Source organism: Dialister succinatiphilus (assembly GCF_928721695.1).
GTDB classification, from domain to species: Bacteria; Bacillota; Negativicutes; order Veillonellales; family Dialisteraceae; genus Dialister; species Dialister succinatiphilus.
The window spans coordinates 380,575-402,023 of sequence record NZ_OV788641.1; the positions used below are offsets into that span (position 1 = coordinate 380,575).

Below are 21,449 nucleotides of genomic sequence, written 5' to 3' on the forward strand. Positions count from 1 at the left end.
ATCCGGCCGTTTTATGGCTTCAAACCACGAAGAAAGCAGTTTTCTCCGTGTATCCCTGTGCTCCGCCGGAAATACGGCCCGTCTCCGCAAAGGGCTGATGATTATAAAAAACTATATGAACCCATAAAAAAACTGACTTCCTGGCAGAATCACATTCCACCATGAAGTCAGTTTTTTATTAATTTGGCCCGTCAGCAGGTATGGCAGTCCTCATAAATGCCCTTTTCCTTCAGCAGTTTGATGACCGTTTCTCCGATATCCGCTACAGTCCTGGCCACCGGAATGCCTACAGCGTTCAAGGCAGCAATCTTTTCAGCCGCCGTGCCCTTGCCGCCGGAAATGATGGCCCCCGCATGACCCATGCGCTTTCCTGGAGGCGCCATGCGGCCTGCGATGAAAGCAGCCACAGGCTTCTTCATATGTTCCTTGATCCACTGAGCCGCCCTTTCCTCTGCATTACCGCCGATTTCACCAATCATAAGCACCGCTTCCGTTTCCGGATCTTCATTGAAAAGGGTCAGGGTATCAATGAAATCCATCCCCTTGATGGGGTCACCGCCGATGCCGATGGCCGTGGTCTGGCCAATACCTGCCTCTGTGAGCTGGTAGGTGGCTTCGTAGGTCAATGTACCGGATTTGGATACGACGCCTACATGGCCTTTTTTATAAATCTGGGAGGGAATGATGCCGATATTGGCTTCATCCACAGAAATGATGCCGGGACAGTTCGGCCCGATGAGACGGGTCTTTTTCCCTTCCATATAACGATGCACCTTCACCATGTCCTCCACTGGGATATGCTCTGTAATGCATACCACCAGATCAAGACCTGCTTCCACCGCTTCCAGAATGGCATCAGCTGCAAAGGGAGCCGGCACGAAAATGACGGATGCATTGGCGCCGGTCACAGCCACTGCGTCTCTCACCGTATTGAACACCGGAACACCGCAGCACACCTGGCCCGCCTTTCCCGGTGCCGTACCGCCTACGATATTCGTACCGTAAGCCTGCATCTGTTCTGTATGGAAACGGGCTGCCCTGCCGGTAATGCCCTGTACAATAACCTTCGTATCTTTATGGATTAATATGCTCATAACCAGCCCTCCTTATTTCTTTTCCTTCTGCTCTTTCGCCAGGCGAATCACTTTCTTAGCGCCCTCATCCATGGAAGAAGCAGGGAAAAGGTTCACAATGTGGGCTTCTTCCAGAATCTTCCGTCCTTTTTCCACATTCCGTCCTTCCAGACGCACCACCACAGGAATGGGGAACTCTTCCTTTCCGCCGGAAAGGAGCGCTGCTGCCTCCACAATGCCTGTGGCAATGACATCGCACTTATTGATACCGCCGAAAATATTGATCAGAATGCCATGCACCTGGTCATCTTCCAGCATGATTTTGAAAGCAGCCACGATTTTCTCAGGTGTGGAATCGCCGCCTACATCCAGGAAATTGGCCGGTTCTCCTCCGTTTTCCTTTATAATATCCACCGTAGCCATAGCCAGGCCGGCACCATTCACCATGCAGGCCACATCGCCGCCCAGGTTTACATAGTTCAATCCTTCTGCCGCCGCTTCTCTTTCCTTCTGGTCCTCTTCCGTAATATCCCGGAGAGCCACGATTTCCGGATGACGGGACAGGGTACTGTCATCAAAATTCAGCTTGGCATCCAGAGCCAGCACTTCATTTTCCTCTGTCACCACCAGGGGATTGCATTCTGCCAGGGAGCAGTCCTTATCCACAAACAGCTTGTACAGATATTTCATAAAAGTCTTCGCCTTCGGCACCACCGCCGGCTCCATATGAAGAGCATAAGCCATGCGGTTGGCCTGGAAATCGGCCAGGCCGATGGCCGGGTCGATATATTCCTTCAGAATGGCTTCGGGATTTTCTGCAGCCACATCTTCAATGGCCATGCCGCCAGACTCGGAAGCCATCATCACCACGCACCGGGATTCCCTGTCCACCACAAAGGAAATATAATATTCCTTCTTGATGTGGGCGCCTGCTTCGATGAGAAGACGATTCACTTTCTTTCCCTGGGGCCCGGTCTGGCGGGTCACAAGGATGCTGCCCAGAAGCTCTTTGGCATATTTTCTCACTTCTTCCGGAGAATGGGCCAGCTTGACGCCTCCCGCTTCTCCCCGGCCGCCGGCATGAATCTGGGCCTTCACAACCACCACCGGTGTGCCGATACGCTTCGCTGCAGCCACCGCATCCTCCACGGTGAATGCGGGATATCCTTCTGGCACATGAATGCCATATTCCTTCATAATGGCCTTGCTCTGATACTCATGTATATTCATAAACATCCCCCTTTTGGAAATGAAAGAACCGCCTCTGCGGTTCCAGGGGAAGGCGCGAAAAACGGTCTTCCTCTCATTTTCGATGATCAAATTACATTTCCTATCATATCACCTTATGTGTCAGCAAAAAAGGTGAAGTTTCATAAATAAGGTACTCTTTGCAAAATTAGCATAGCCTATATAGGGTATGGTGAGAAAAAGGGATAATATACTGGAATTGGAAGAGTTATATCTCCATTGCATGATGGCCTTGCCTGTGCAGGAGCATTTCAGGCAGAAAGACTCTCCAAGGCGCCAGGGTCACCTCTTTCCAGGCCTTTTTGACCATATACCAGCAGGATAAAAAATCGATTCCTGGCATAGACTCTCCCCGGGCTGATACGCCTTCCCTTTCTCCATGACTATCCCTATAGAAACAGCCAACCGGCAAAATCCTCTCAGAAATCCTGCAGGCGCCCATCCATGGAGCAGGAGGGAGGGGATGGAAGCAGGAAGGCCGTTTCCCTTCAGTGCACTGAAACCAAGGAAATAGGAAAAGCATACATCGGCCAGGGGTAAGGCAGGATATGGAATGCCTGCCATGTGGTGTGTTCTTTTCCACGATAAAAGGCTTCACAGCTATCTGTGAGGCCTTTTTGACGTGGAGATTTTTATTTCCTGTGGCTTTTCAAGTATCCCAGGACGCAGACCGCCAGGGCCAGAAAAGCGGGGAGGCCCGTTTCTATCCAGCTGCCAAAAGCAGCGGTAATCACCGGGCCCAGCACCTTGTCGTGGAGGAACATGGTGCCGGAGGTCCAGTCGATCATGGCGGCGCCGGCGTACATGAGGAAGGGGAAGCGGTCCAGTACTTTTCCTATGAGCTGGCTGCCCATGACGATGATGGGGATGCTCACCATGAGGCCGAAGACTACCAGAAGGAAATCGCCGTTGGCGGCACCGGCGACAGAGAGGATATTGTCGATGGACATGAGGAAATCTGCCAGAATAATGGTTTTCACCGCCGTCCACAGATTATCGGATGCTTCTATATGGGGATCTTCATCGCCCGGTGCCAGAAGGTGGATGGCAATGGGAATCAGGAGGATGCCGCCCAGCACCTGGAGATAGGGAATGGTAAGAAGCCATACGGCCACAGCAGTCAGAGCCATGCGGAGGCCTACGGCGCCTATGGTGCCGATGAGGATGGCTTTCTTCCGCTCCTTTTCCGGCAGGCGGTTGGAAGCCATGGCAATGACCACCGCGTTATCACCGCCAAGGGATAAATCCATCAATATAATAGCTCCTACGCTGAGCCAAAACTGCAGTGTAAATATTTCCATGGTTTCTTCTCCTCACAATAAAAGAAACGGCATGATTCACTGCCGTTTCTTTTCAATGAATAACTGTCAGTCCTTATTATAGCCGTTCTGCCTGCCCTGTCAAATAAACAGGACGCAGATGGTAAGTGCCTAGGAGCAATCCATCCTTCCAGAGCTTGAGATCCATGGCTTTCCATGGCGGATGGCGGAAACAGGAGTCTTACTTCCTTTCATTCTCCGCTTTCCCAATGGTTCCCAGTTCTTCCAGAAGGTCTATATGGATGGGCGTGTAGGTGCCGGGGTGCTTTCTCAGGAAGTACTGTTCTTCTTCCGGCGCTTCGTAGAAGTTTTCCAGCCTCTTCATTTCCGTCCGAATCGGCGGCCGCCTTCCGCCTTCTCCTTCAAATGCATTGAATACCACTGCCGCTTCGGTCATGCGGCGGTGGATGCCGCGGTTCTGCAGGAATGTCAGGTAATAGCTGATCTGCATGGTATCTTCAGGGCTGGTGTAGTAAACGCCGCTCCGGAACTGAGGTCCCTCGGCTTTCCCCTGGATGCCGTCAGTATAGGGGTTGATAATGGTAAAGAAAAGGGAAAGGAGGCTGACAATGTCGATTTTCTTCGGGTTGTAAATGACCTGTATGCATTCCCTGCCTTCCACTTTCCCGCTGTATATGTCTTCTTTGGAAGGGGAGTCGGTGCTGCAATTGGCAAAACCTGCCCGCACCCGGGCCACGCCTTTGACCCGGGAGAAAACTTCCTGCAGTCCGTAGTAGGGTCCTCCCGCCAGGTACAGTTCTTTCATGAATGCTCCATTGATATACATGATTTCCTCCTTGACTTTGGACTTAGCGAAAGGGGGAGCGGCCCCGTAATGGACGCTCCCCCTTTTCGCAGGTCGGATTTCCTTATGAATCCAAATGGCGGGCGGCGGCGCGATCAAGATCGAAGGTCTTGATCAGTTCCGCCACTGCCTGGCTGGGTGATACCACCCCTGCCAGCACGGCTGCCCTCACTTCCGGAAGTCTGCCTTTGATGACAGGGTCTTCATAGAAGAGATTGTGCAGATGCTCGTCAATCATGGTTTTGACCCAGGCGATGATCTGGCGCTGGCGGCGGTTTTCAAAGGCGCCGGATTTTTTCGTCACCTTTTCAAATTCCCGCATCACCGCCCACAATTCCAGAAGTCCCGTTTTCTGCAGAGCAGAGCAGCGGTAGGCATGGGTTTTCCAGCCTTCCGTAGCGGGGCGGATAAATTCCACCATCCGTTCGTATTCTCCCTGGGTGACCTTAGCTCTTTCCAGATTGTCCCCATCGGCCTTGTTCACCACGATGGCATCGGCCAGTTCCATAATGCCTTTCTTGATGCCCTGCAGGTCATCGCCGGCACCGGTAAGAACCACCAGCATAAAGAAATCTACCATGGAACGGACTGTGGTTTCTGACTGGCCTACACCTACTGTTTCTACCAGGATCACATCACAGCCTGCCGCTTCGCAGAGCATCATGGTTTCACGGCTCTTCCTGGCCACGCCTCCCAGGGTACCGCCGGAGGGAGAGGGCCTGATGAAACAGTTCGGTTCCCGGGACAGTTTCTGCATCCTGGTCTTATCGCCCAGAATGGAACCGCCGGTGATGGAGCTGGTAGGGTCCACCGCCAGCACGGCTACTTTATAGCCCTGCTGACAGAGGAGCTGCCCGAAGGCTTCGATGAAGGTACTCTTGCCTGCGCCGGGGACCCCGGTGATGCCGATACGGAGGGAATGTCCTGTCCTGGGAAGGAGTGCCTGCAGGACCCGCTGGGCCTTGTCGAAGTCTTTGGGGGCGTTACTCTCAATGAGGGTAATGGCCTTGGCCAGAATCATACGGTCCCCCTTTTTCACGCCTTCCACATATTCTTCCACGCTCATTTTCTTCCGAAGCGGTATGCGGCGGAGATTTTCCTTTGGGTAATACTTGGCACTGGTAACGCTGTTCACGGCACTGTCAATGCCGCGCATAACGGTACAGGCAAATTCAGGGTTCTTTTCCTTCGGCACCCAGCTGGGTCTCAGGTCATCATCGTTATCAGGCATAAGCGCTTACCTTATCCTTCCCTGGCTTCGGCTTTGGCACGGTCCACAAGGATCTGCAGAAGTTCGATGCAGCACTTCGGAATGTTGGTGCCCGGTCCAAAGATAGCAGTGGCGCCATGGTCATAGAGGTACTGGTAATCCTGGGGCGGGATAACGCCGCCAATGCAGACGAGGATATCACTGCGGCCCCGTTTCTTCAGTTCTTCCACCAGGGCTGGAAGCAGTGTCTTGTGTCCTGCAGCCAAAGAGGAGAAGCCAACAATATGAACATCGTTATCTACGGCATCCTGGGCCGCTTCTTCCGGTGTCTGGAACAGGGGACCTACGTCCACGTCCCAGCCCATGTCGGCGAAGGAGGATGCCAGTACCTTCTGGCCTCTGTCATGACCGTCCTGACCCATCTTGCAGAAGAAGATACGGGGACGGCGGCCTTCGAGTGCATCAAATTCTTCAATCAGTTTCTTCGCCTTGTCAAACTGGCCGTTATCCTGGAATTCGCTGGAGTACACGCCGGATACGGTATGGATGGTGGCATTGTAGCGGCCGGATACCTTTTCCACAGCGTCGGAAATTTCACCCAGAGAGCAGCGGTCATGGGCTGCCTGTACGGCAGCGTCCAGAAGGTTGCCATTGTCCCTGCTTTCCGCACACTTGGTAATGTGTTCCAGGTCCCGGCGTACTTTCTCAGGGTCCCGGATGGAGCGGAGTTTCTCAAGGCGTTTAATCTGCGCATTCCGTACGGCGGTATTATCAATGGAGAGTACGTTCAACGGGTCTTCCTTGGCCAGACGATACTTGTTCAGGCCCACAATGGTTTCTCTGCCGGAATCAATGTCAGCCTGGCGGCGGGCAGCGCATTCCTCGATACGCATCTTCGGAAGGCCTGTGGCAATAGCCTTGGCCATGCCACCCAGGGATTCCACTTCCTGGATATGGGCCCAGGACCGTTTAATCATTTCATTGGTCAGGTATTCCAGATAGTAGGAACCGCCCCAGGGATCGATAATCTTGCAGACCTTCGTTTCATCCTGGATATAGAGCTGGGTATTTCTTGCCAGACGGGCGGAGAAGTCTGTAGGCAGCGCGATGGCTTCGTCCAGGGCATTAGTGTGCAGGGACTGGGTGTGGCCCAGGGCTGCGGACATGGCTTCCATACAGGTTCTGGTGATATTGTTGAAAGGATCCTGTTCGGTAAGGGACCAGCCGGAGGTCTGCGAATGGGTACGAAGAGCCATGGACTTCGGATTTTTGGCGCCAAAGCCTTTCAGAATCTTAGCCCACAGCACTCTGGCAGCCCTCATCTTGGCTACTTCCATGAAGTAGTTCTTGCCCTGATCCCAGAAGAAGGACAGACGCTTGGCGAAAGCATCCACCGGCAGTCCTGCTTTTTCACCGCAGCGGATGTATTCCATGCCATCAGCCAGGGTATAACCCAGTTCCAGGTCGCAGGTAGCGCCGCATTCCTGGATGTGGTAGCCGGAAATGGAAATGGAATTGAACTTCGGCATGTACTTGGTGGTGTATTCGAAGATATCGCCGATGATACGCATGGACATGGCCGGCGGATAGATGTAGGTGTTGCGGACCATGAATTCCTTCAGGATATCGTTCTGGATGGTGCCCTGGAGGATTTTCCTATCTACCCCCTGCTCAATGCCGGCGCAGATGAAGAAAGCCAGGATGGGAAGCACGGCGCCATTCATAGTCATGGATACGGACATCTGGTCCAGAGGGATACCGTCAAAGAGGATATTCATATCCAGCATGGAGCATACCGATACGCCTGCCTTGCCCACATCGCCTACTACGCGGGGGTTATCCGCATCGTAGCCCCGGTGCGTAGGAAGGTCGAATGCAATGGACAGCCCCTTCTGTCCGGCAGCCAGGTTTCTCTTATAAAAGGCGTTGGATTCTTCGGCTGTGGAGAAGCCGGCATACTGACGTACTGTCCATGGACGGAATACATACATGGTGGAGTAGGGGCCTCTCAGAAACGGAGGAATGCCGCTCATGAAATCCAGATGATTGCATTCCTTATAAATATCTTTGGTATACAGCGGGCCTACGGGGATACGCTCCAGGGTGGTGTCGTACAAATCATTGTAGGATTTGCCCGTCGTTTCTTCCAGCCCTGTTTTCCAGACATCGTAATCACAGGAAGGATGATTTTCCAGGTCCAGTTTTGTGAAATCGGGATTCATTGCCATATTATTTTACCTCCTCTTCCGTAATCTTCATGCCTTTTTCCCTCTGAAGACTGCGGATGATCTCATAGCAGTTTGCCTTCACACTGATGAAATCGTCAATACCGGCATCACGGTATGTCTGCTCCAGATCTTTTGGTGCAGCTCCTGCCAGGAACAGTTTTCCTTTACCAAGCACTTCCTTCAGCCGGGGAGCCAGAGCCGGTACATCTTCAGGATAGGTATCATCCTTGGAGCAGATGACCGCGCAGTCATAGGGCGTACCCTTATCGTCACAGCCAGCTTTCAGCGCTTCCACGCATTTATCCCAGCGGGAGCCCGGTTTTCCTTCGTCATCCTGGAAGCCGTTGTTCAAATGCACATTGAATTCACCTACCTGCAGGAACGAAGTGGAAAAATCGGCCCTTGCCTTGTGCTGCGGGATACGTCCCATATTGGCCAGGAAGACTTCCACATTCTTTCCTGTTTCTTTCTTATAATTTTCCGTATCAAAGCGGAGACGCTCAAACCTTTCTGTCCAGCGGTGTTCCGTGATAGGACGAACTTTTTCTGCTTCCCCATCCGGAGTCATGGCCTTATAGACCTCGTTCTGGGTGGCACCGGCAGAAAAGGCTTCGATAGCCTTATCCAGCTTTCCGGCAGCCGGAGATGCTTCCAGTTCTTCCAGTTTTTTACCCAGATACTCCTTGTCCATGTCCTTCCTGTAATCTTCTACTCCTTTCACCAGCTGTTTCTTGAGAGTCGGTGTATCTTCCGGTCTTGGTTCGATGAGTTCTTCCGCCATGTTCGGATACATGTTGTTTCCTACAGCCCGGTCTTTGCGGAAATCCAGTGCCTTGAAACGCTGCTTCAGGATATCAAGGATCTGTTCCTGCGGATATTCGGCTTCCAGGGCTTTCGTAAAGCCGCCCATGGACTCGATTTTCTGGAATTCCTTCCAGATTTTTTCAGCCATTTCCTTCGTCAGATGTTCCAAGGCCCAGGAACCGCCGGCAGGGTCGATAGGACGAAGCATGCCGAATTCTTCCTGCAGGATAATATGGGCATTTCTTGCTATACGGCGGGAGAATTCATCCCCCTTTCTCACCGTTTCATCATAGGGCTCGTTTTCGTAGGTATCTACGCCGCCCACCACGGCGGAGAACATGGCTGTCGTATTTCTAAGCATATTGACGCCGGCATCAAAAATGGTGCGGTAGAAATAAGCGGGACGGGAATGGATACGGCAGCTCCTGTCTGCTTCTTTTGCGCCGAAGGCCTTCATGATATTGGCCCATACTTCCCGGGCAGCCCGAAGTTTGGCGATTTCAATAAAGAATACGTTACCCACATTGAATCCGAAATTGATGGACTGGGCTATATCATGAATGGAAACTCCTCTTTTTTCCATTTCCCGGATATATTCCACCGCCATGGCGAAGGTATAAGCCACTTCCTGCACTGCATTGGCACCGCCTCTGGAGAACACTTCGCTTCTCGCCATGATGGTACGAAGATGGGGTGCATTCTTCCTGGCCCAGCGGATAGATTCTGCCATGTCGTCATAGCAGGCAGAGAGCGGCTTGATCAGAGTACCATTCTTTGCCAGCTGAGCCAAAGGATTGGCACCGATTACACCATGAAGTTCACTGGTATCTTTTCCCTTTGCTTTCAATGCAGCAGCTGCCAGTGCAATCATGCGGACAGCGGAAGGTCCGCAGTACATCATGAAAGGATAGGTCTTAAGATCAAGGCCATCCAGAAGATGAGCCATGTCTTCCAGCGTCGTAATAGATACGCCGGTGTCCCCCGGTTTTTCCGCATCCTTCACATCCACACCATCCATGGATGCACTGTCAAGACGGACATTATACACCGTGGACCCCTTATCGATTTCATGCTTCAAAAGCTCATTATTTTCGGAAGGCAGCGTCTCGTCGCAGGCCTGGGCAATGCCCCAGGGCGCTTCCTTATAGCCATTCACCGTGGACCCCCGGAGATAATCACCCATCCCTGGATAATCATCAAGAGGCAGGTCCTTATCCATAGCTACAGGACCGGTGCGGAGCGTGTAAATGGGATCGAACGTAATGCCTTCATAAGTTTTCGTATACATGAGTTTATCAAAAGGCTTGCCTTTGAGAAGTGCATTGCAGGCATCCACCCATTCTTCCCATGTGGGCGGTGTGAATTCATCAAATTTAACTGCCGGGAAATCCGTTTTTCCTTCAGATTTTTTAAGGATCGCTTCAAGCTCTTTATCTGTCAGCTGTTTTACCGGTTCCTGGGATTTCTGTTCATCCATGAATATATCCTCCTTTAACAACATGAGAGAAGCAGAGATTCCGATAGTATCAGAACTTCTCCGGACAATTCCACCATGACCCCGAGTTTCACCTCCTTAAAGGTATGTTGGCATGAAAAAAGCCGGCACCTATGGATGGCAGCCGGTCAAAGGGACAATATGTCCCAATCCCCTCCCCATCATTCGCAGGTTTCTGGAAGCAGGATTTATTTTGAAAATCGAGCTTCCCTAACGGTGATTCTTTGACAGATAGTTCTCCTGGCTTGGACTCCTCATTCCTGCTCGCCTTCCCAGGTTTCCCCAGTGACATTTTTGAGCAGGAACTCCTCCTTACAGTGGCGGGACCGCTCCGGCTTATACCGGATTCTCTTTTATGCTTTCGCATCTGTCAGAAATGTGAAATTGTCCAAAAGACTACATCCACAGTATAATTCATTAATTTCTAAGTGTCAATTATTTTACTGTAATTTTTGTCTAATTTTATTGTTAATTTATAATTTTATTTGCAAATACTATTTGAAATAAAGGCATAAAAGAAAGTATAATGGATAAAGAATGAATAATTCATTGGTCATTCATTATTTCACAAATAAGGAGAATCATAATGAATCAGGAAATGGAACGTCAGAAGTCGGTAGAACTGACAAAAAAATTGGCAGACATGGAAGGCAGAAGGCCTCGTCTCTACATGGCAGACATGGAAGAAGACCATTCCAAAGAAGAAAGGAAGCTGGCTGCCACCACCTTCGCCGATGGAGGCTGGGACGTGGATGTAGGCTCTATGGAAACCCCGGAAGACACCGCGCGCCATGCCATAGAAAACGATGTCCATTTCATTTACTTCAGTACCGACAGTCCCCATAGAGTCCGTCTGACAGTGGAGCTGGAAAGAGCCCTCACCCTGCAAGGCAGGGATGACATCCTGATTGCTTTACAGCAGGGAGAAGAAAAAGAGAAAGAAACACTCTTTCGCTATGGCATAGCCGCTGTTTTCCCAAAGGATTATCCCCTGGAACGGGCAGGCCTCACTATGCTTGGCCTCCTCATGGCCCAGATGGAGGATGAAAGTGATTAAGAAAGCAGAGAGTTGTCTTTCTTAACGTTCTAGATCAATAGAAATTACAGGCTCTTAAGCGCCCTGAGAACCAAGGGGCACCTCACTTTTCCATATTTCCACGAATAGAAGAAATAAGGGAGACAAAAAGGGAGTTATCATTTCTTTTCATAGAAGAAGACCATGATCATAAAGGGCATTACAGAACAGAAGGGGAATGAGAAATGAACTTTGGCACAGGGGAAAAGACTGCAATCATGTAAAGAGATTTTTCTCGCTCTCATACCATGAAGGCAATAAAAAAAGCAGTGCCGAAGCACTGCTTTTTCTTATGCATAGTTCAAGCTGGGATTAGCCAACGGTGAACAGCGGATCGCCGCCCTGTACGCTCTGGCCTTCGGAAACCTGCATGGAGGTTACTTTGCCATCGCATGGAGCCATGATCGGGTTGCCCATCTTCATAGCTTCGAGAACGAGGACTTCATCGCCGGAAGCTACTGCATCACCAACATGTTTGTTGATGCGGATAACTTTACCAGGCATCGGAGCTTCAACGGATTCGCCTGCACCTGCAGGAGCTGCTGCCGGAGCGGGAGCCGGAGCCGGAGCGGGAGCCGGAGCCGGAGCTGCTGCCGGAGCCGGAGCTGCTGCTGGAGCCGGAGCTGCTTTCGGAGCTGCTGCCGGAGCCGGAGCTGCTGCTGCAGCGCCGCCATCTTTAACTACTACATCGTAATCCTGGCCGTTAACTGTTACAGTAAATTTTCTCATTGTCTTTCCTCCTAAATGATTGTACTTTCAACTTTCAATTAGAACTGCTGATTGCCGGAAACGCCTGCAATGCGGGCTGCGGTTGTCCAGCCGGTTCTAGCTGCCGGGCGGATGGAGACGATTTCGCCGCCACCCATAGCAACGATAGCAGCAGCAATTGCTGCTACGACTGCACCATTGTCAGCAGCTTTGGGAGCTGCTTTAGGAGCTGCAGCTGCTCTCTTGGGAGCTGCGGCCGGTGCCGGTGCTGCGGACTGATTGAGAGATGAACGTACCTGCCAGATCATGATCAGGGCAATTACTGCAACAACGGCAGCAAATACCGCGATATACATAACTGTACTGTTATCCATCTGTACCCATCCTTTCAATTAGAGTATTTAAGCGGCAAATATTAGAGCGGAATGTTTCCGTGTTTCTTTGCCGGATGTACTTCGTGCTTGGAAGCAAGCATCTTCAGTGCATTGATGATTGTCGGACGAGTGTTTCTCGGATCGATAACTGCATCTACATAGCCGCGTTCTGCAGCTTTGTAAGGAGTAGCGAATTCTTCGACATATTCCTTGGTACGCTGTTCTTTATCTGGATCTTTCTTGAAGATAATGTTAGCTGCGCCTGCAGGTCCCATAACAGCGATTTCAGCGGTCGGCCAAGCGAATACCTGGTCAGCGCCCTGTTCACGGGAGCACATAGCAATGTAGGAGCCGCCGTATGCTTTACGGAGAATCATGGTGATCTTCGGAACGGTAGCTTCGCAGTATGCGAACAGCATCTTAGCGCCGTGACGAATTACGCCGGCATATTCCTGCTGTTTGCCGGGCAGGAAGCCTGGTACGTCGACGAGGTTAAGTACAGGAATGTTGAAGCAGTCGCAGAAACGAATGAAGCGAGCTGCTTTATCGGATGCGTTGTAGTCAAGGCAGCCTGCCATGAAGGATGGCTGGTTAGCAATGATACCAACAGTCTGTCCGTCCATACGAGCGAAGCAGGTGATGATGTTCTTTGCGAATTCCTTAGCTACATCGTAATATTCGCCGTTATCTACAATGGACTTGATAACATCGTACATGTTATATGGAGCATTGGAGCTTTCAGGCATAAGGGTATCGAGGGCCGGATCGGTTCTTGTGGGATCATCACCGGTTTCAACGATAGGAGCATCTTCCATGTTGTTGGAAGGCAGGAAGGAGAGCAGGTAACGAATCTGTTTAATGCAGTCTTCGTCGTTTTCAGCTGCGAACTGAGCTACACCGGAAGTACGGTTGTGGGTCATTGCGCCGCCGAGAGCTTCTGCTGTAATAACTTCGCCGGTTACAGATTTAACTACAGCCGGGCCGGTCAGGAACATCTGGGATGTTTTCTTAACCATGTAAATGAAGTCGGTCAGAGCCGGGGAGTATACAGCGCCGCCTGCAGATGGTCCCATGATGGCGGAAATCTGAGGAATAACGCCGGATGCAATGGTGTTGCACCAGAAAATCTTGCCGTAGCCGGAGAGGGCATCGACAGCTTCCTGAATACGAGCTCCGCCGGAATCGTTCAGGCCTACGCAAGGTGCACCGACTTTCAGAGCCAGTTCATTTACGTGAACGATTTTAGCTGCATGCATTTCACCAAGGGAGCCGCCTTCTACAGTGAAGTCCTGAGCGAATGCAAATACAAGTCTTCCATCAACAGTGCCGTAACCTGTTACTACGCCTTCACCAGGGAGATCTTTCTTTTCCTGGCCGAAGTTGTGGCAGCGGGATTTTACAAGGGCATTGACTTCTACGAAAGTACCTTCATCAAACAGAAGAGCCAGTCTTTCACGAGCAGTCAGTTTGCCTTTTGCATGCTGTTTTTCAATACGTTTTTCGCCACCCATAGCCTCTACATGAGCGAGGTTTTTATGGAGAAGTTCAATTCTTTCTTCAACAGTTGCCATTCTTACACCTCCAAAAATTTTAGGGTCCCCCACAGGGGGGATGACTTGCCCCAAATGGGCAAGTCATATGCCATCGTTCAAATTATTTCTTGAAGGATGGGCCGCCGGGGCGTTCTGTCAGTTCAAGCAGAAGGCCAGTTGCCTTTGGATGCAAGAATGCAATATGACAGCCGCCTGCACCAACGCGGAACTTCTTGTCGATGAGCGGAACTTCTTTAGCCTGCAGATCAGCCAGAGCAGCTTCGATGTCATCTACACGAAGAGCAACATGCTGGAAACCGTTCTTGCCATTGTTTGCTTTTTCAATGAAACGAGCAATCGGGCCGTCCGGAGTGGTGGAACCCAGGAATTCGAGTTCGCAAGCTTCGGTCTGAGCGGATGGTTTGAAGAAGCTTGTTGTTACATGCTGTTCTTCAACGGTTTCATCCGGCAGAGAAGGTTCAAGTCCGAAAATGTCTTTCATCTGCTGTTTAATCTTTGCGAGATCTTTAACAGCTACGCCAACATGATCGACAGTTAAAACTTTGAATGCCATAATAACTCCTCCTTTAAAATTATTTGAATATTTTGCCCACAATGGAATCAACGACTGTGTACGGATCAGTTTTCCGTTCAAAGACTTGTTCCACGTAGTCACTAAATTCACCCGTCTTGGAGATGGTTTCTTCAATATGACGGGAAATGCGGTCGTGAATCATCTCAAGCATTTCGGAACGAGCCCGGTCGCGTCTTCTTTCATCAAGAACGCCGGATTCTTCCAGATACTTACGATGATCGCCCAGGGCTGCTACTACATCATCTACACCCTGGTCTTTGTTCGCAATCGTCCTTTCAATCGGAGGACGCCAGTTCTGGGCTTCGCCCAGATCGAGCATCATTTCGATTTCTACATTCAGACGATCTGCGCCATCACGGTCACATTTATTGATGACGAATACATCACCAATTTCGAGGATACCTGCTTTAATAGCCTGAATATCGTCACCAAGTCCAGGTACGAGCACAACAAGTGTTGTATCCGCATTTTTGACGATATCGACTTCTGACTGTCCTACGCCTACTGTTTCGATGAAAATAACATCGAGACCGAAAGCATCCATCAGTTTTACCGCATCAGCTGTCTTGCGGGAAAGTCCGCCGAGACTGCCTCGCGTGCCCATACTACGGATATAAACACCCTTATCCAAGGTCAGGTCGTTCATACGGATACGGTCGCCAAGGATGGCGCCGCCGGAGAACGGACTGGTAGGATCGACTGCAACGATACCTACGGTCTTACCCTGAGCACGGTATTTCTTGATCAGGGCATCTGACAGTGTGCTCTTACCCGCACCAGGTGCACCAGTGATACCGATGACCTGTGCACGACCGGTATGATGATAGATATCTTTCATGATATCTTCAAATCCATCCCGTTCGTCTTCAACGATGGTAATTGCTCTCGCTAAGGCACGTCTGTTTCCATTCCAAAAATCTTTCATTGAGAATTCCATGGATACACCGCCTTTTCGAAGAGTAAAGAGAAATAATATAGTTGCAAGGGGCTGGGTATTAGCCCAGTCCCTAGCAGCTAAATTACCAAACGTCAGTCAATAACAGCTACAGGCTGATTATTTCTTAACGTTTTCTTTAATGAAGTCAATAACTTTCTTTGTTGGGGTGCCAGGTGTGAAGATAGCTTTTACGCCAGCTTTTTCGAGGCCTGGGATATCGTCTTCGGGGATTACGCCGCCGCCGATAACCAGAACGTCGCCCATTCCTTTAGCCTTCAGTGCTTCTACAACTTCCGGGAAAAGGGTGTTGTGAGCGCCGGAGAGCAGGGACAGAGCTACTACATCAACGTCTTCTGCATCTGCTGCTTCAACAATCTGTTCAACGGTCTGACGAAGACCGGTGTAAATAACTTCCATGCCTGCGTCACGAAGTGCACGGGCAATAACTTTTGCACCACGATCGTGTCCATCAAGACCCGGTTTAGCTACGAGTACTCTGATACGTTTGTCTGCCATTGTAAATTACCTCCAGAAATATGTTCAGTAATGTAAGATTCTCTTGCTTCAGGCTGCCCTAAGATTAAAGGGTGTTGTGCGGTTTGTATTCGCCGAATACTTTACGGAGAACGCCGCAGATTTCGCCTTCGGTGCAGTAAGCACGTACGCAGTCGAGGATGACTGGCATAAGGTTAACATGATCTGGACCTTCAGCCGGAGTCTGAGCTGCTTTTTCAAGTTTAGCCAGTTCTTCAGCAACTTTAGCCTGGTCACGGTTTTCCTTATCTTTAGCGAGCTGAGCTTTCTTTCTTTCGCCAACGGAAGCATCAATCTTCAGCAGGCCGGTAACCGGCGGTTCTTCCATGGTGAACTTGTTGACGCCAACGATTGTCTTTTCGCCGGATTCAACAGCCATCTGCCAAGCATAAGCGGAATCCTGAATTTCTTTCTGGATGTAGCCTTTATCAATAGCTTCTACAGCGCCGCCCATTTCATCAATCTTCTTGATGTACTGCATAACTTCTTCTTCGATAGCGTTGGTCATTGCTTCAACATAGTAGGAGCCGCCGAGCGGGTCAACTACGTCAGCCAGGCCGGATTCGTAAGCTACGATCTGCTGGGTACGAAGAGCGATGGTTACGGATTCAGTGGTCGGAAGAGCCAGTGCTTCATCGCGGGAGTTGGTGTGCAGGGACTGGGTGCCGCCCATAACTGCTGCTGCGGTCTGCAGAGCAACACGAACGATGTTGTTGTTCGGCTGCTGAGCTGTCAGCATGGAGCCTGCGGTCTGGGTGTGGAAACGAAGTTTCATGGACTTCGGGTTTTCAGCATGGAATCTTTCTTTCAGGATTCTAGCCCAGATACGACGGGAAGCACGGAATTTAGCAACTTCTTCGAGTACGTTGTTGTGAGCGTTCCAGAAGAAGGACAGACGTGGAGCGAATTCATCAATCTTCATGCCTGCTTTCAGAGCTGCTTCGATGTATGCAATACCATCAGCAATGGTGAATGCAACTTCCTGAGCAGCGGTGGAACCAGCTTCACGGATATGATAGCCGGAAATGGAAATGGTGTTCCACTTCGGTACGTTAGCGGAGCAGTATTCGAAGATATCGGTAATCAGACGCATGGACGGTTTAACCGGGAAAATGTAGGTACCGCGTGCTGCGTATTCCTTCAGGATATCGTTCTGAATGGTGCCGCGAAGAGCAGATGCAGGAACGCCCTGTTTTTCAGCTACTGCAATGTACATAGCCAGCAGGATGGAAGCCGGTGCGTTGATGGTCATGGAAGTGGAAACTTTGCCAAGATCAATGCCGTCGAACAGTCTTTCCATATCGTAGAGGGAGTCGATAGCTACGCCTACTTTACCAACTTCGCCAGCGGACATTTTGTCATCGGAGTCATAGCCGATCTGGGTCGGAAGGTCGAATGCAACAGACAGGCCGGTGCCGCCGTTAGCAATCAGGTATTTATAACGTTTGTTGGATTCTTCAGCGGTGGAGAAACCAGCATACATACGCATGGTCCAGAGACGGCCACGGTACATGGTGGGCTGTACGCCACGGGTATATGGATATTCGCCCGGGAAACCGAGGTCTTTTTCATAGTCGAAACCGTCGAGATCGAGTGGTGTGTACAGGTTCTTATGTTTCAGACCAACTCTTTCCGGATGTTTTGCAACCTGTTTTGCATATTCTGCATTGTAGGCATCAAGTTTAGCTTTCAGGGATTCGTTAGACATGAGTTCATCTTCCTCCTAAAAAAGTAAGTATGTAACTATCTGGAAGTTAGTCCCCTTTTCCGGGGAACCGCGGCTTTATGCTCTTCTTGTTCTCCTGTGAGGGAAGTCTTCCGTCAGGGTTCCGCAAAGCCTTTCGCTGCCGCAGCGATCGTTTGAATCTTCTTGCAGCAGCTTTCGGACTCTTGCGAGACCCATGTGTATGACACTGTCTTTGACAGCTATCACCATAGGTAATTATACATTATTTGGATTATTTGTAAAGTATTAAAAGCAAATCAAATTATTTCTTGAAATGCATATCTCCGGTTTCTGCCAGGCTTTCATGGAATTTGAAAGCTTCTTTAAGCAGATGCGGGGTCTGGCTGTTGCCGCAGGCAGCACATGCTCTTTCGTAGTAATCCATGAGCTGATCTCTGTAGGACGGATGAGCAACGTTGTTGATGATAACCTTTGCTCTTTCCTTCGGGGTCAGGCCGCGGACATCTGCAACGCCCTGTTCGGAAATGAACACATGGGTATCATGTTCGGTGTGGTCAACATGGGAGCACATCGGAACAACTGCAGAAATCTTGCCGCCTTTTGTGGTGCTGTGGCAGAAGAAGCAGGACAGGAATGCGTTGCGGGCAAAGTCGCCGGAACCGCCGATACCATTCATCAGCTTGGTGCCTGTGATATGGGTGGAGTTTACATGACCGTAAATATCCATTTCCAGAGCAGTGTTCATGCCGATAACGCCGATACGACGAACAACTTCACCGTTGTTGGAAATTTCCTGCGGACGAAGAACGATCTTCTTGTTGTACTTCTGAATGTTTGCATAGAAGCGTTTCAGTCCATCCGGGGATGGGGACAGGGAAGTACCGGAAATCATGTCGATCTTGTCTTTATCAATCAGGTCGAACATGCCATCCTGAATAACTTCGGTGTATACGGAAAGGTTTCTGAAGTCGGATTCAACGAGGCCGTGGATAACTGCATTTGCTACGTTGCCTACGCCGGACTGCAGCGGCAGCAGGTTTTCCGGAAGTCTTCCATGTTTCACTTCGTTCTTCAGGAAGTCTACCAGGTTGTTGCCCATAGCTTCTGCATCATCATCCAGCGGAGCCAGTGTACGGGTTACATCTGGCATATCGCATGGAACGATGGCAACGATCTTGGAGGGATCGCAGGGGATGTACGGGGTGCCTACGCGGTCGCCGGCATGGAGAATCGGAATTGGTTCACAGAATGGCGGATTCTTACGCATGTAAATATCAGCCATGCCTACCAGGTCCAGCGGCTGGGTGGTGTTGACTTCTACAATGACTTTCTTTGCAGTGTCAACATATACCGGAGAGTTGCCGATAGCGGTTGTCGGATAGAGCTCGCCGTTCGGTCCGATCTTGCAGACTTCAACTACTGCAAAATCCGGGCCTGTTACGTGTTCACCCTTTACGTTGGTGAAGAAGCCGGCACGTACCTGCTGTGCAACATGGGACAGGTGCAGATCGTAGTAGTTTACCTTGCCTGCATTGATAGCTTTTCTCAGGTTGGCATTGGTCTGATAAGGCATACGGTTTCTGATGCCGTTTACAGCAACCAGTTCGGTATCGATCTGGGAACCGGTGGAAGCGCCGGTCCAGATATCAACCTGGAATGGAGTTTCTTTCATGCGTTCTGCGAGTTCATGCATTGTAATCTTCGGATAGCCGCAGGGGGTAAATCCGGAAATACCGATGATATCGCCAGGATTGAACATTTTTGCTGCAGTCTTGGCATCGCATACCTTGGAGAGAAGACCTTTGTCTTCAATTCTGCTAAGGAATTCACTATCATTGGTGTCGATCATTACTATCATCCTCCCAAATATGAAAAATAAATTATATAAAAGTCCGCAGCCGCAAAACCTGATTACTCGCTTCAGCATTGCCGCAGAACTTTTTACCCGTAAAAAAACAGCCGCCTAATCCTTGTGGTATGAGTTTATCTTAAGATTATGTATGCCCGTAAAGTGTAATACTATAATCACAAGACCAAACCCTCCAATCGTAAGATTTTGCTGACTGCATTTTGGTTCATTCAATCACCAGTATTATTATAACACACTTTTCCTCATGAAAACCCCAAAAATGTACTATTTGCCTTACAAATTCCCTTGTACCCGTTATAGATAATTCCTATTAGACAAATTATGAATTGCGTGACCTATAACTCCATGTTTACAGATGTTTCTATTAATTGACGTGAATTTAATGGAGATATGTCTATTTATATACTCAGACGACCTGTGTATTGAAACTTATGGGTTTCGTCAAAATCATATATGAATCAGGAAAAGAACGAACCCGCCGCCGGATGCCGCCCGCTAAGCCTCTGCCTTCCTGCCATTTTCTTTTTTTCCGCAGGAAACGCAGAGGGCGGCCAGAGACCAGAAGCAGAAGGATACGGACCGGCTGAAGAGGACATGGTCCCCCATGCTGATGACAGAGAGGGCCATGACCATGAGCACGCCGCCGAGGCCCATGGACTTGGTGAAGCTGTCCTTTCCATGGCGGTAATTTTTCCAGCACAGGATGCCCTGGGCAAAGAAGGCGCCAAGGAATGCCAGTCCGCCGGGAATGCCTACTTCCGCCGGCATATTCAGGTACATATTATGGGCATGGAAGATGAGCACTCCTTCTTCCTGAATGAAAAAATTATAATCAGGATAGGCAAGAAAATAGGTCCCCCAGCCTACGCCCAGAAGCGGATGTTCCTCAATCATGGCCACCGTACTTTCCCACAGGGCGAAGCGGAGGTCCACCGACGTATCTTCGCCGGAGAAAAGGGAAAGGAACCGTTCCACTACCTGGCCGTGATAGAAGGCCAGCACCACCGGCACCAGAAGGAAGAGGAATCCGAACCTTTTGTCATAAAAAAGAGTAAGCCCCAGCACAATGGCTGCCAGGCTCACCCAGGCTCCCCGGGAATAGGTGAGAGCCAGGCAGAGAAGGAGGGCAAGAAGAATCCCTGCAAAGACAGTTTTCCTTTTCACTGCCTTCTCTCTCAAGGTAAAAGCGGTGAGGATACTGATCATCATCAGCAGATAGGCGCCAAAAAGATTGGGGTTTTCAAGGGTAGAGTACATGCGCCGCCGAAGGAGGGGAAAACGTTCCGGGTCCACCCAGCTCTGGGCTTCCATATCCGCCGCCATTCCCGCTGCATTGGCATACTGGAAGAAGCCGTAGGCCACGGTGACCACGGCCCCTGCCAGGAAAGCATACAAGGCCTTTTCCTTTTCTTTCTCCGTGGAAACGGTGGTATAAATCAGAAGATACAGCAGACCATACATGAGGGGCTGCAGTGCCCAGTTCATCAGAGAAAAGGCGGTGTTCTTAGATACAAAGGCAGAAAGGAAGGAGCAAAGGAGGAAAACAGCCCCCATCTGCCATAAAGGCGGAAGAGAAAGCCCCACCTCTTTCTGCCTCTTCCAGTTATAGAGCCATGCCCCTATGGCAGGAAGAAGGGTGATATAAAAAAGAAAGGGATTTAAGGGCAGCAGAAAAAGTGTAGCATACAGCAGATGCAGGATATGCTGCTTCGAACAGAGACCATTTGCAGAAACTTTCCCCATTGATTCCTCCGGTATATGAAATCGGTGATTTTAGAGCTTTATTTCTTTTATTATATAGGACCCCGCCGCCGGTATCAACGAGAGAATATACAGGGCGGCGGGATTCACGGGGCAGAGAAAATAAAAAAGGCCAGGCCCCGTGCCTTTTGCTTTCGTTTTTCTTTTCATGATACAATAAGATAGATAGAAAATATGCGAAACCGAAGATTGTC

The 21,449-nt window shown here is 50.1% G+C and carries 17 protein-coding genes and 1 riboswitch; of the genes, 1 reads left to right on the forward strand and 16 read right to left on the reverse strand.

Annotated elements, in window-relative coordinates:
- Positions 1-191: 191 nt before the first annotated feature.
- From sucD to NW747_RS01720, 7 genes are all read right to left on the reverse strand, one after another.
- The gene (gene sucD / locus NW747_RS01690) at positions 192-1,094 is read right to left on the reverse strand and encodes a succinate--CoA ligase subunit alpha (protein ID WP_273187758.1); all 903 of its coding nucleotides are present in this window, start codon (positions 1,092-1,094) and stop codon (positions 192-194) included.
- 12 nt (positions 1,095-1,106) lie between these two features.
- Positions 1,107-2,303 carry an ADP-forming succinate--CoA ligase subunit beta gene (sucC, locus tag NW747_RS01695; RefSeq protein WP_273096328.1) on the reverse strand — a complete coding sequence of 399 codons (1,197 nt, stop codon included), beginning with the start codon at positions 2,301-2,303 and terminating at the stop codon, positions 1,107-1,109.
- Between the two features lie 650 nt (positions 2,304-2,953).
- A complete protein-coding gene (locus NW747_RS01700; protein WP_273187760.1) occupies positions 2,954-3,622 on the reverse strand; it encodes a TerC family protein in 669 nt (222 codons plus the stop codon).
- A 199-nt stretch (positions 3,623-3,821) separates the two neighbouring features.
- Positions 3,822-4,427 carry a peptide-methionine (S)-S-oxide reductase gene (locus NW747_RS01705; RefSeq protein ID WP_273187761.1) on the reverse strand — a complete coding sequence of 202 codons (606 nt, stop codon included), beginning with the start codon at positions 4,425-4,427 and terminating at the stop codon, positions 3,822-3,824.
- Between the two features lie 82 nt (positions 4,428-4,509).
- On the reverse strand, positions 4,510-5,676 hold the full coding sequence (gene meaB / locus NW747_RS01710; RefSeq protein ID WP_273187763.1) for a methylmalonyl Co-A mutase-associated GTPase MeaB: 1,167 nt from the start codon (positions 5,674-5,676) through the stop codon (positions 4,510-4,512).
- Positions 5,677-5,687: 11 nt separating this feature from the next.
- Positions 5,688-7,883 carry a methylmalonyl-CoA mutase gene (gene scpA / locus NW747_RS01715; RefSeq protein ID WP_008859884.1) on the reverse strand — a complete coding sequence of 732 codons (2,196 nt, stop codon included), beginning with the start codon at positions 7,881-7,883 and terminating at the stop codon, positions 5,688-5,690.
- A 1-nt stretch (position 7,884) separates the two neighbouring features.
- Entirely contained in the window at positions 7,885-10,164 is a 2,280-nt protein-coding gene (locus NW747_RS01720; protein ID WP_273187766.1) for an acyl-CoA mutase large subunit family protein, read from the reverse strand.
- A 231-nt stretch (positions 10,165-10,395) separates the two neighbouring features.
- Positions 10,396-10,568: riboswitch (cobalamin riboswitch) on the reverse strand.
- A gap of 200 nt (positions 10,569-10,768) precedes the next feature.
- Here NW747_RS01720 and NW747_RS01725 point away from each other — a divergent pair.
- Positions 10,769-11,239: a hypothetical protein gene (locus NW747_RS01725; protein ID WP_273187768.1), complete on the forward strand. Its 471-nt coding sequence runs from the start codon at positions 10,769-10,771 to the stop codon at positions 11,237-11,239.
- Positions 11,240-11,569: 330 nt separating this feature from the next.
- Here the strand turns inward: NW747_RS01725 and NW747_RS01730 are convergent, their stop codons facing one another.
- The 9 genes from NW747_RS01730 to NW747_RS01770 all read right to left on the reverse strand — a co-directional run bounded on the left by NW747_RS01730 (position 11,570) and on the right by NW747_RS01770 (position 21,237).
- On the reverse strand, positions 11,570-11,986 hold the full coding sequence (locus tag NW747_RS01730; protein ID WP_273096269.1) for an acyl-CoA carboxylase biotin carboxyl carrier protein subunit: 417 nt from the start codon (positions 11,984-11,986) through the stop codon (positions 11,570-11,572).
- A 38-nt stretch (positions 11,987-12,024) separates the two neighbouring features.
- Positions 12,025-12,339, reverse strand: coding sequence for a hypothetical protein (locus tag NW747_RS01735; protein ID WP_008859880.1), 315 nt, complete (start codon positions 12,337-12,339; stop codon positions 12,025-12,027).
- Between the two features lie 41 nt (positions 12,340-12,380).
- Positions 12,381-13,910, reverse strand: a complete 1,530-nt coding sequence (gene mmdA / locus NW747_RS01740) for a methylmalonyl-CoA decarboxylase subunit alpha (protein ID WP_273187770.1) — start codon at positions 13,908-13,910, stop codon at positions 12,381-12,383.
- An 82-nt stretch (positions 13,911-13,992) separates the two neighbouring features.
- Positions 13,993-14,445 carry a VOC family protein gene (locus NW747_RS01745; RefSeq protein ID WP_008859878.1) on the reverse strand — a complete coding sequence of 151 codons (453 nt, stop codon included), beginning with the start codon at positions 14,443-14,445 and terminating at the stop codon, positions 13,993-13,995.
- 19 nt (positions 14,446-14,464) lie between these two features.
- Positions 14,465-15,403, reverse strand: coding sequence for a methylmalonyl Co-A mutase-associated GTPase MeaB (gene meaB / locus NW747_RS01750; protein ID WP_008859877.1), 939 nt, complete (start codon positions 15,401-15,403; stop codon positions 14,465-14,467).
- A gap of 117 nt (positions 15,404-15,520) precedes the next feature.
- Positions 15,521-15,919, reverse strand: coding sequence for a cobalamin B12-binding domain-containing protein (locus tag NW747_RS01755; protein WP_008859876.1), 399 nt, complete (start codon positions 15,917-15,919; stop codon positions 15,521-15,523).
- Between the two features lie 64 nt (positions 15,920-15,983).
- On the reverse strand, positions 15,984-17,645 hold the full coding sequence (locus tag NW747_RS01760) for an acyl-CoA mutase large subunit family protein (protein WP_273187771.1): 1,662 nt from the start codon (positions 17,643-17,645) through the stop codon (positions 15,984-15,986).
- Positions 17,646-17,925: 280 nt separating this feature from the next.
- Complete coding sequence (locus NW747_RS01765) at positions 17,926-19,473, reverse strand: succinate CoA transferase (RefSeq protein ID WP_273187772.1); 1,548 nt, start codon at positions 19,471-19,473, stop codon at positions 17,926-17,928.
- Positions 19,474-19,989: 516 nt separating this feature from the next.
- Positions 19,990-21,237, reverse strand: a complete 1,248-nt coding sequence (locus NW747_RS01770) for an O-antigen ligase family protein (RefSeq protein WP_273096256.1) — start codon at positions 21,235-21,237, stop codon at positions 19,990-19,992.
- Between the last annotated feature and the right edge of the window lie 212 nt (positions 21,238-21,449).

What these genes read in the sequence shown, in the direction of transcription:
- NW747_RS01760 (WP_273187771.1), bottom strand. Translation starts at nt 17,645, where the DNA reads ATGTCTAACGAATCCCTGAAAGCTAAACTTGATGCCTACAATGCAGAA.
- scpA (WP_008859884.1), bottom strand. Translation starts at nt 7,883, where the DNA reads ATGGCAATGAATCCCGATTTCACAAAACTGGACCTGGAAAATCATCCT.
- NW747_RS01705 (WP_273187761.1), bottom strand. Translation starts at nt 4,427, where the DNA reads ATGTATATCAATGGAGCATTCATGAAAGAACTGTACCTGGCGGGAGGA.
- NW747_RS01700 (WP_273187760.1), bottom strand. Translation starts at nt 3,622, where the DNA reads ATGGAAATATTTACACTGCAGTTTTGGCTCAGCGTAGGAGCTATTATA.
- NW747_RS01770 (WP_273096256.1), bottom strand. Translation starts at nt 21,237, where the DNA reads ATGGGGAAAGTTTCTGCAAATGGTCTCTGTTCGAAGCAGCATATCCTG.
- NW747_RS01725 (WP_273187768.1), top strand. Translation starts at nt 10,769, where the DNA reads ATGAATCAGGAAATGGAACGTCAGAAGTCGGTAGAACTGACAAAAAAA.
- meaB (WP_008859877.1), bottom strand. Translation starts at nt 15,403, where the DNA reads ATGGAATTCTCAATGAAAGATTTTTGGAATGGAAACAGACGTGCCTTA.
- NW747_RS01755 (WP_008859876.1), bottom strand. Translation starts at nt 15,919, where the DNA reads ATGGCAGACAAACGTATCAGAGTACTCGTAGCTAAACCGGGTCTTGAT.
- sucC (WP_273096328.1), bottom strand. Translation starts at nt 2,303, where the DNA reads ATGAATATACATGAGTATCAGAGCAAGGCCATTATGAAGGAATATGGC.
- NW747_RS01765 (WP_273187772.1), bottom strand. Translation starts at nt 19,473, where the DNA reads ATGATCGACACCAATGATAGTGAATTCCTTAGCAGAATTGAAGACAAA.
- NW747_RS01745 (WP_008859878.1), bottom strand. Translation starts at nt 14,445, where the DNA reads ATGGCATTCAAAGTTTTAACTGTCGATCATGTTGGCGTAGCTGTTAAA.
- sucD (WP_273187758.1), bottom strand. Translation starts at nt 1,094, where the DNA reads ATGAGCATATTAATCCATAAAGATACGAAGGTTATTGTACAGGGCATT.
- NW747_RS01720 (WP_273187766.1), bottom strand. Translation starts at nt 10,164, where the DNA reads ATGGATGAACAGAAATCCCAGGAACCGGTAAAACAGCTGACAGATAAA.
- meaB (WP_273187763.1), bottom strand. Translation starts at nt 5,676, where the DNA reads ATGCCTGATAACGATGATGACCTGAGACCCAGCTGGGTGCCGAAGGAA.
- NW747_RS01735 (WP_008859880.1), bottom strand. Translation starts at nt 12,339, where the DNA reads ATGGATAACAGTACAGTTATGTATATCGCGGTATTTGCTGCCGTTGTT.
- NW747_RS01730 (WP_273096269.1), bottom strand. Translation starts at nt 11,986, where the DNA reads ATGAGAAAATTTACTGTAACAGTTAACGGCCAGGATTACGATGTAGTA.
- mmdA (WP_273187770.1), bottom strand. Translation starts at nt 13,910, where the DNA reads ATGGCAACTGTTGAAGAAAGAATTGAACTTCTCCATAAAAACCTCGCT.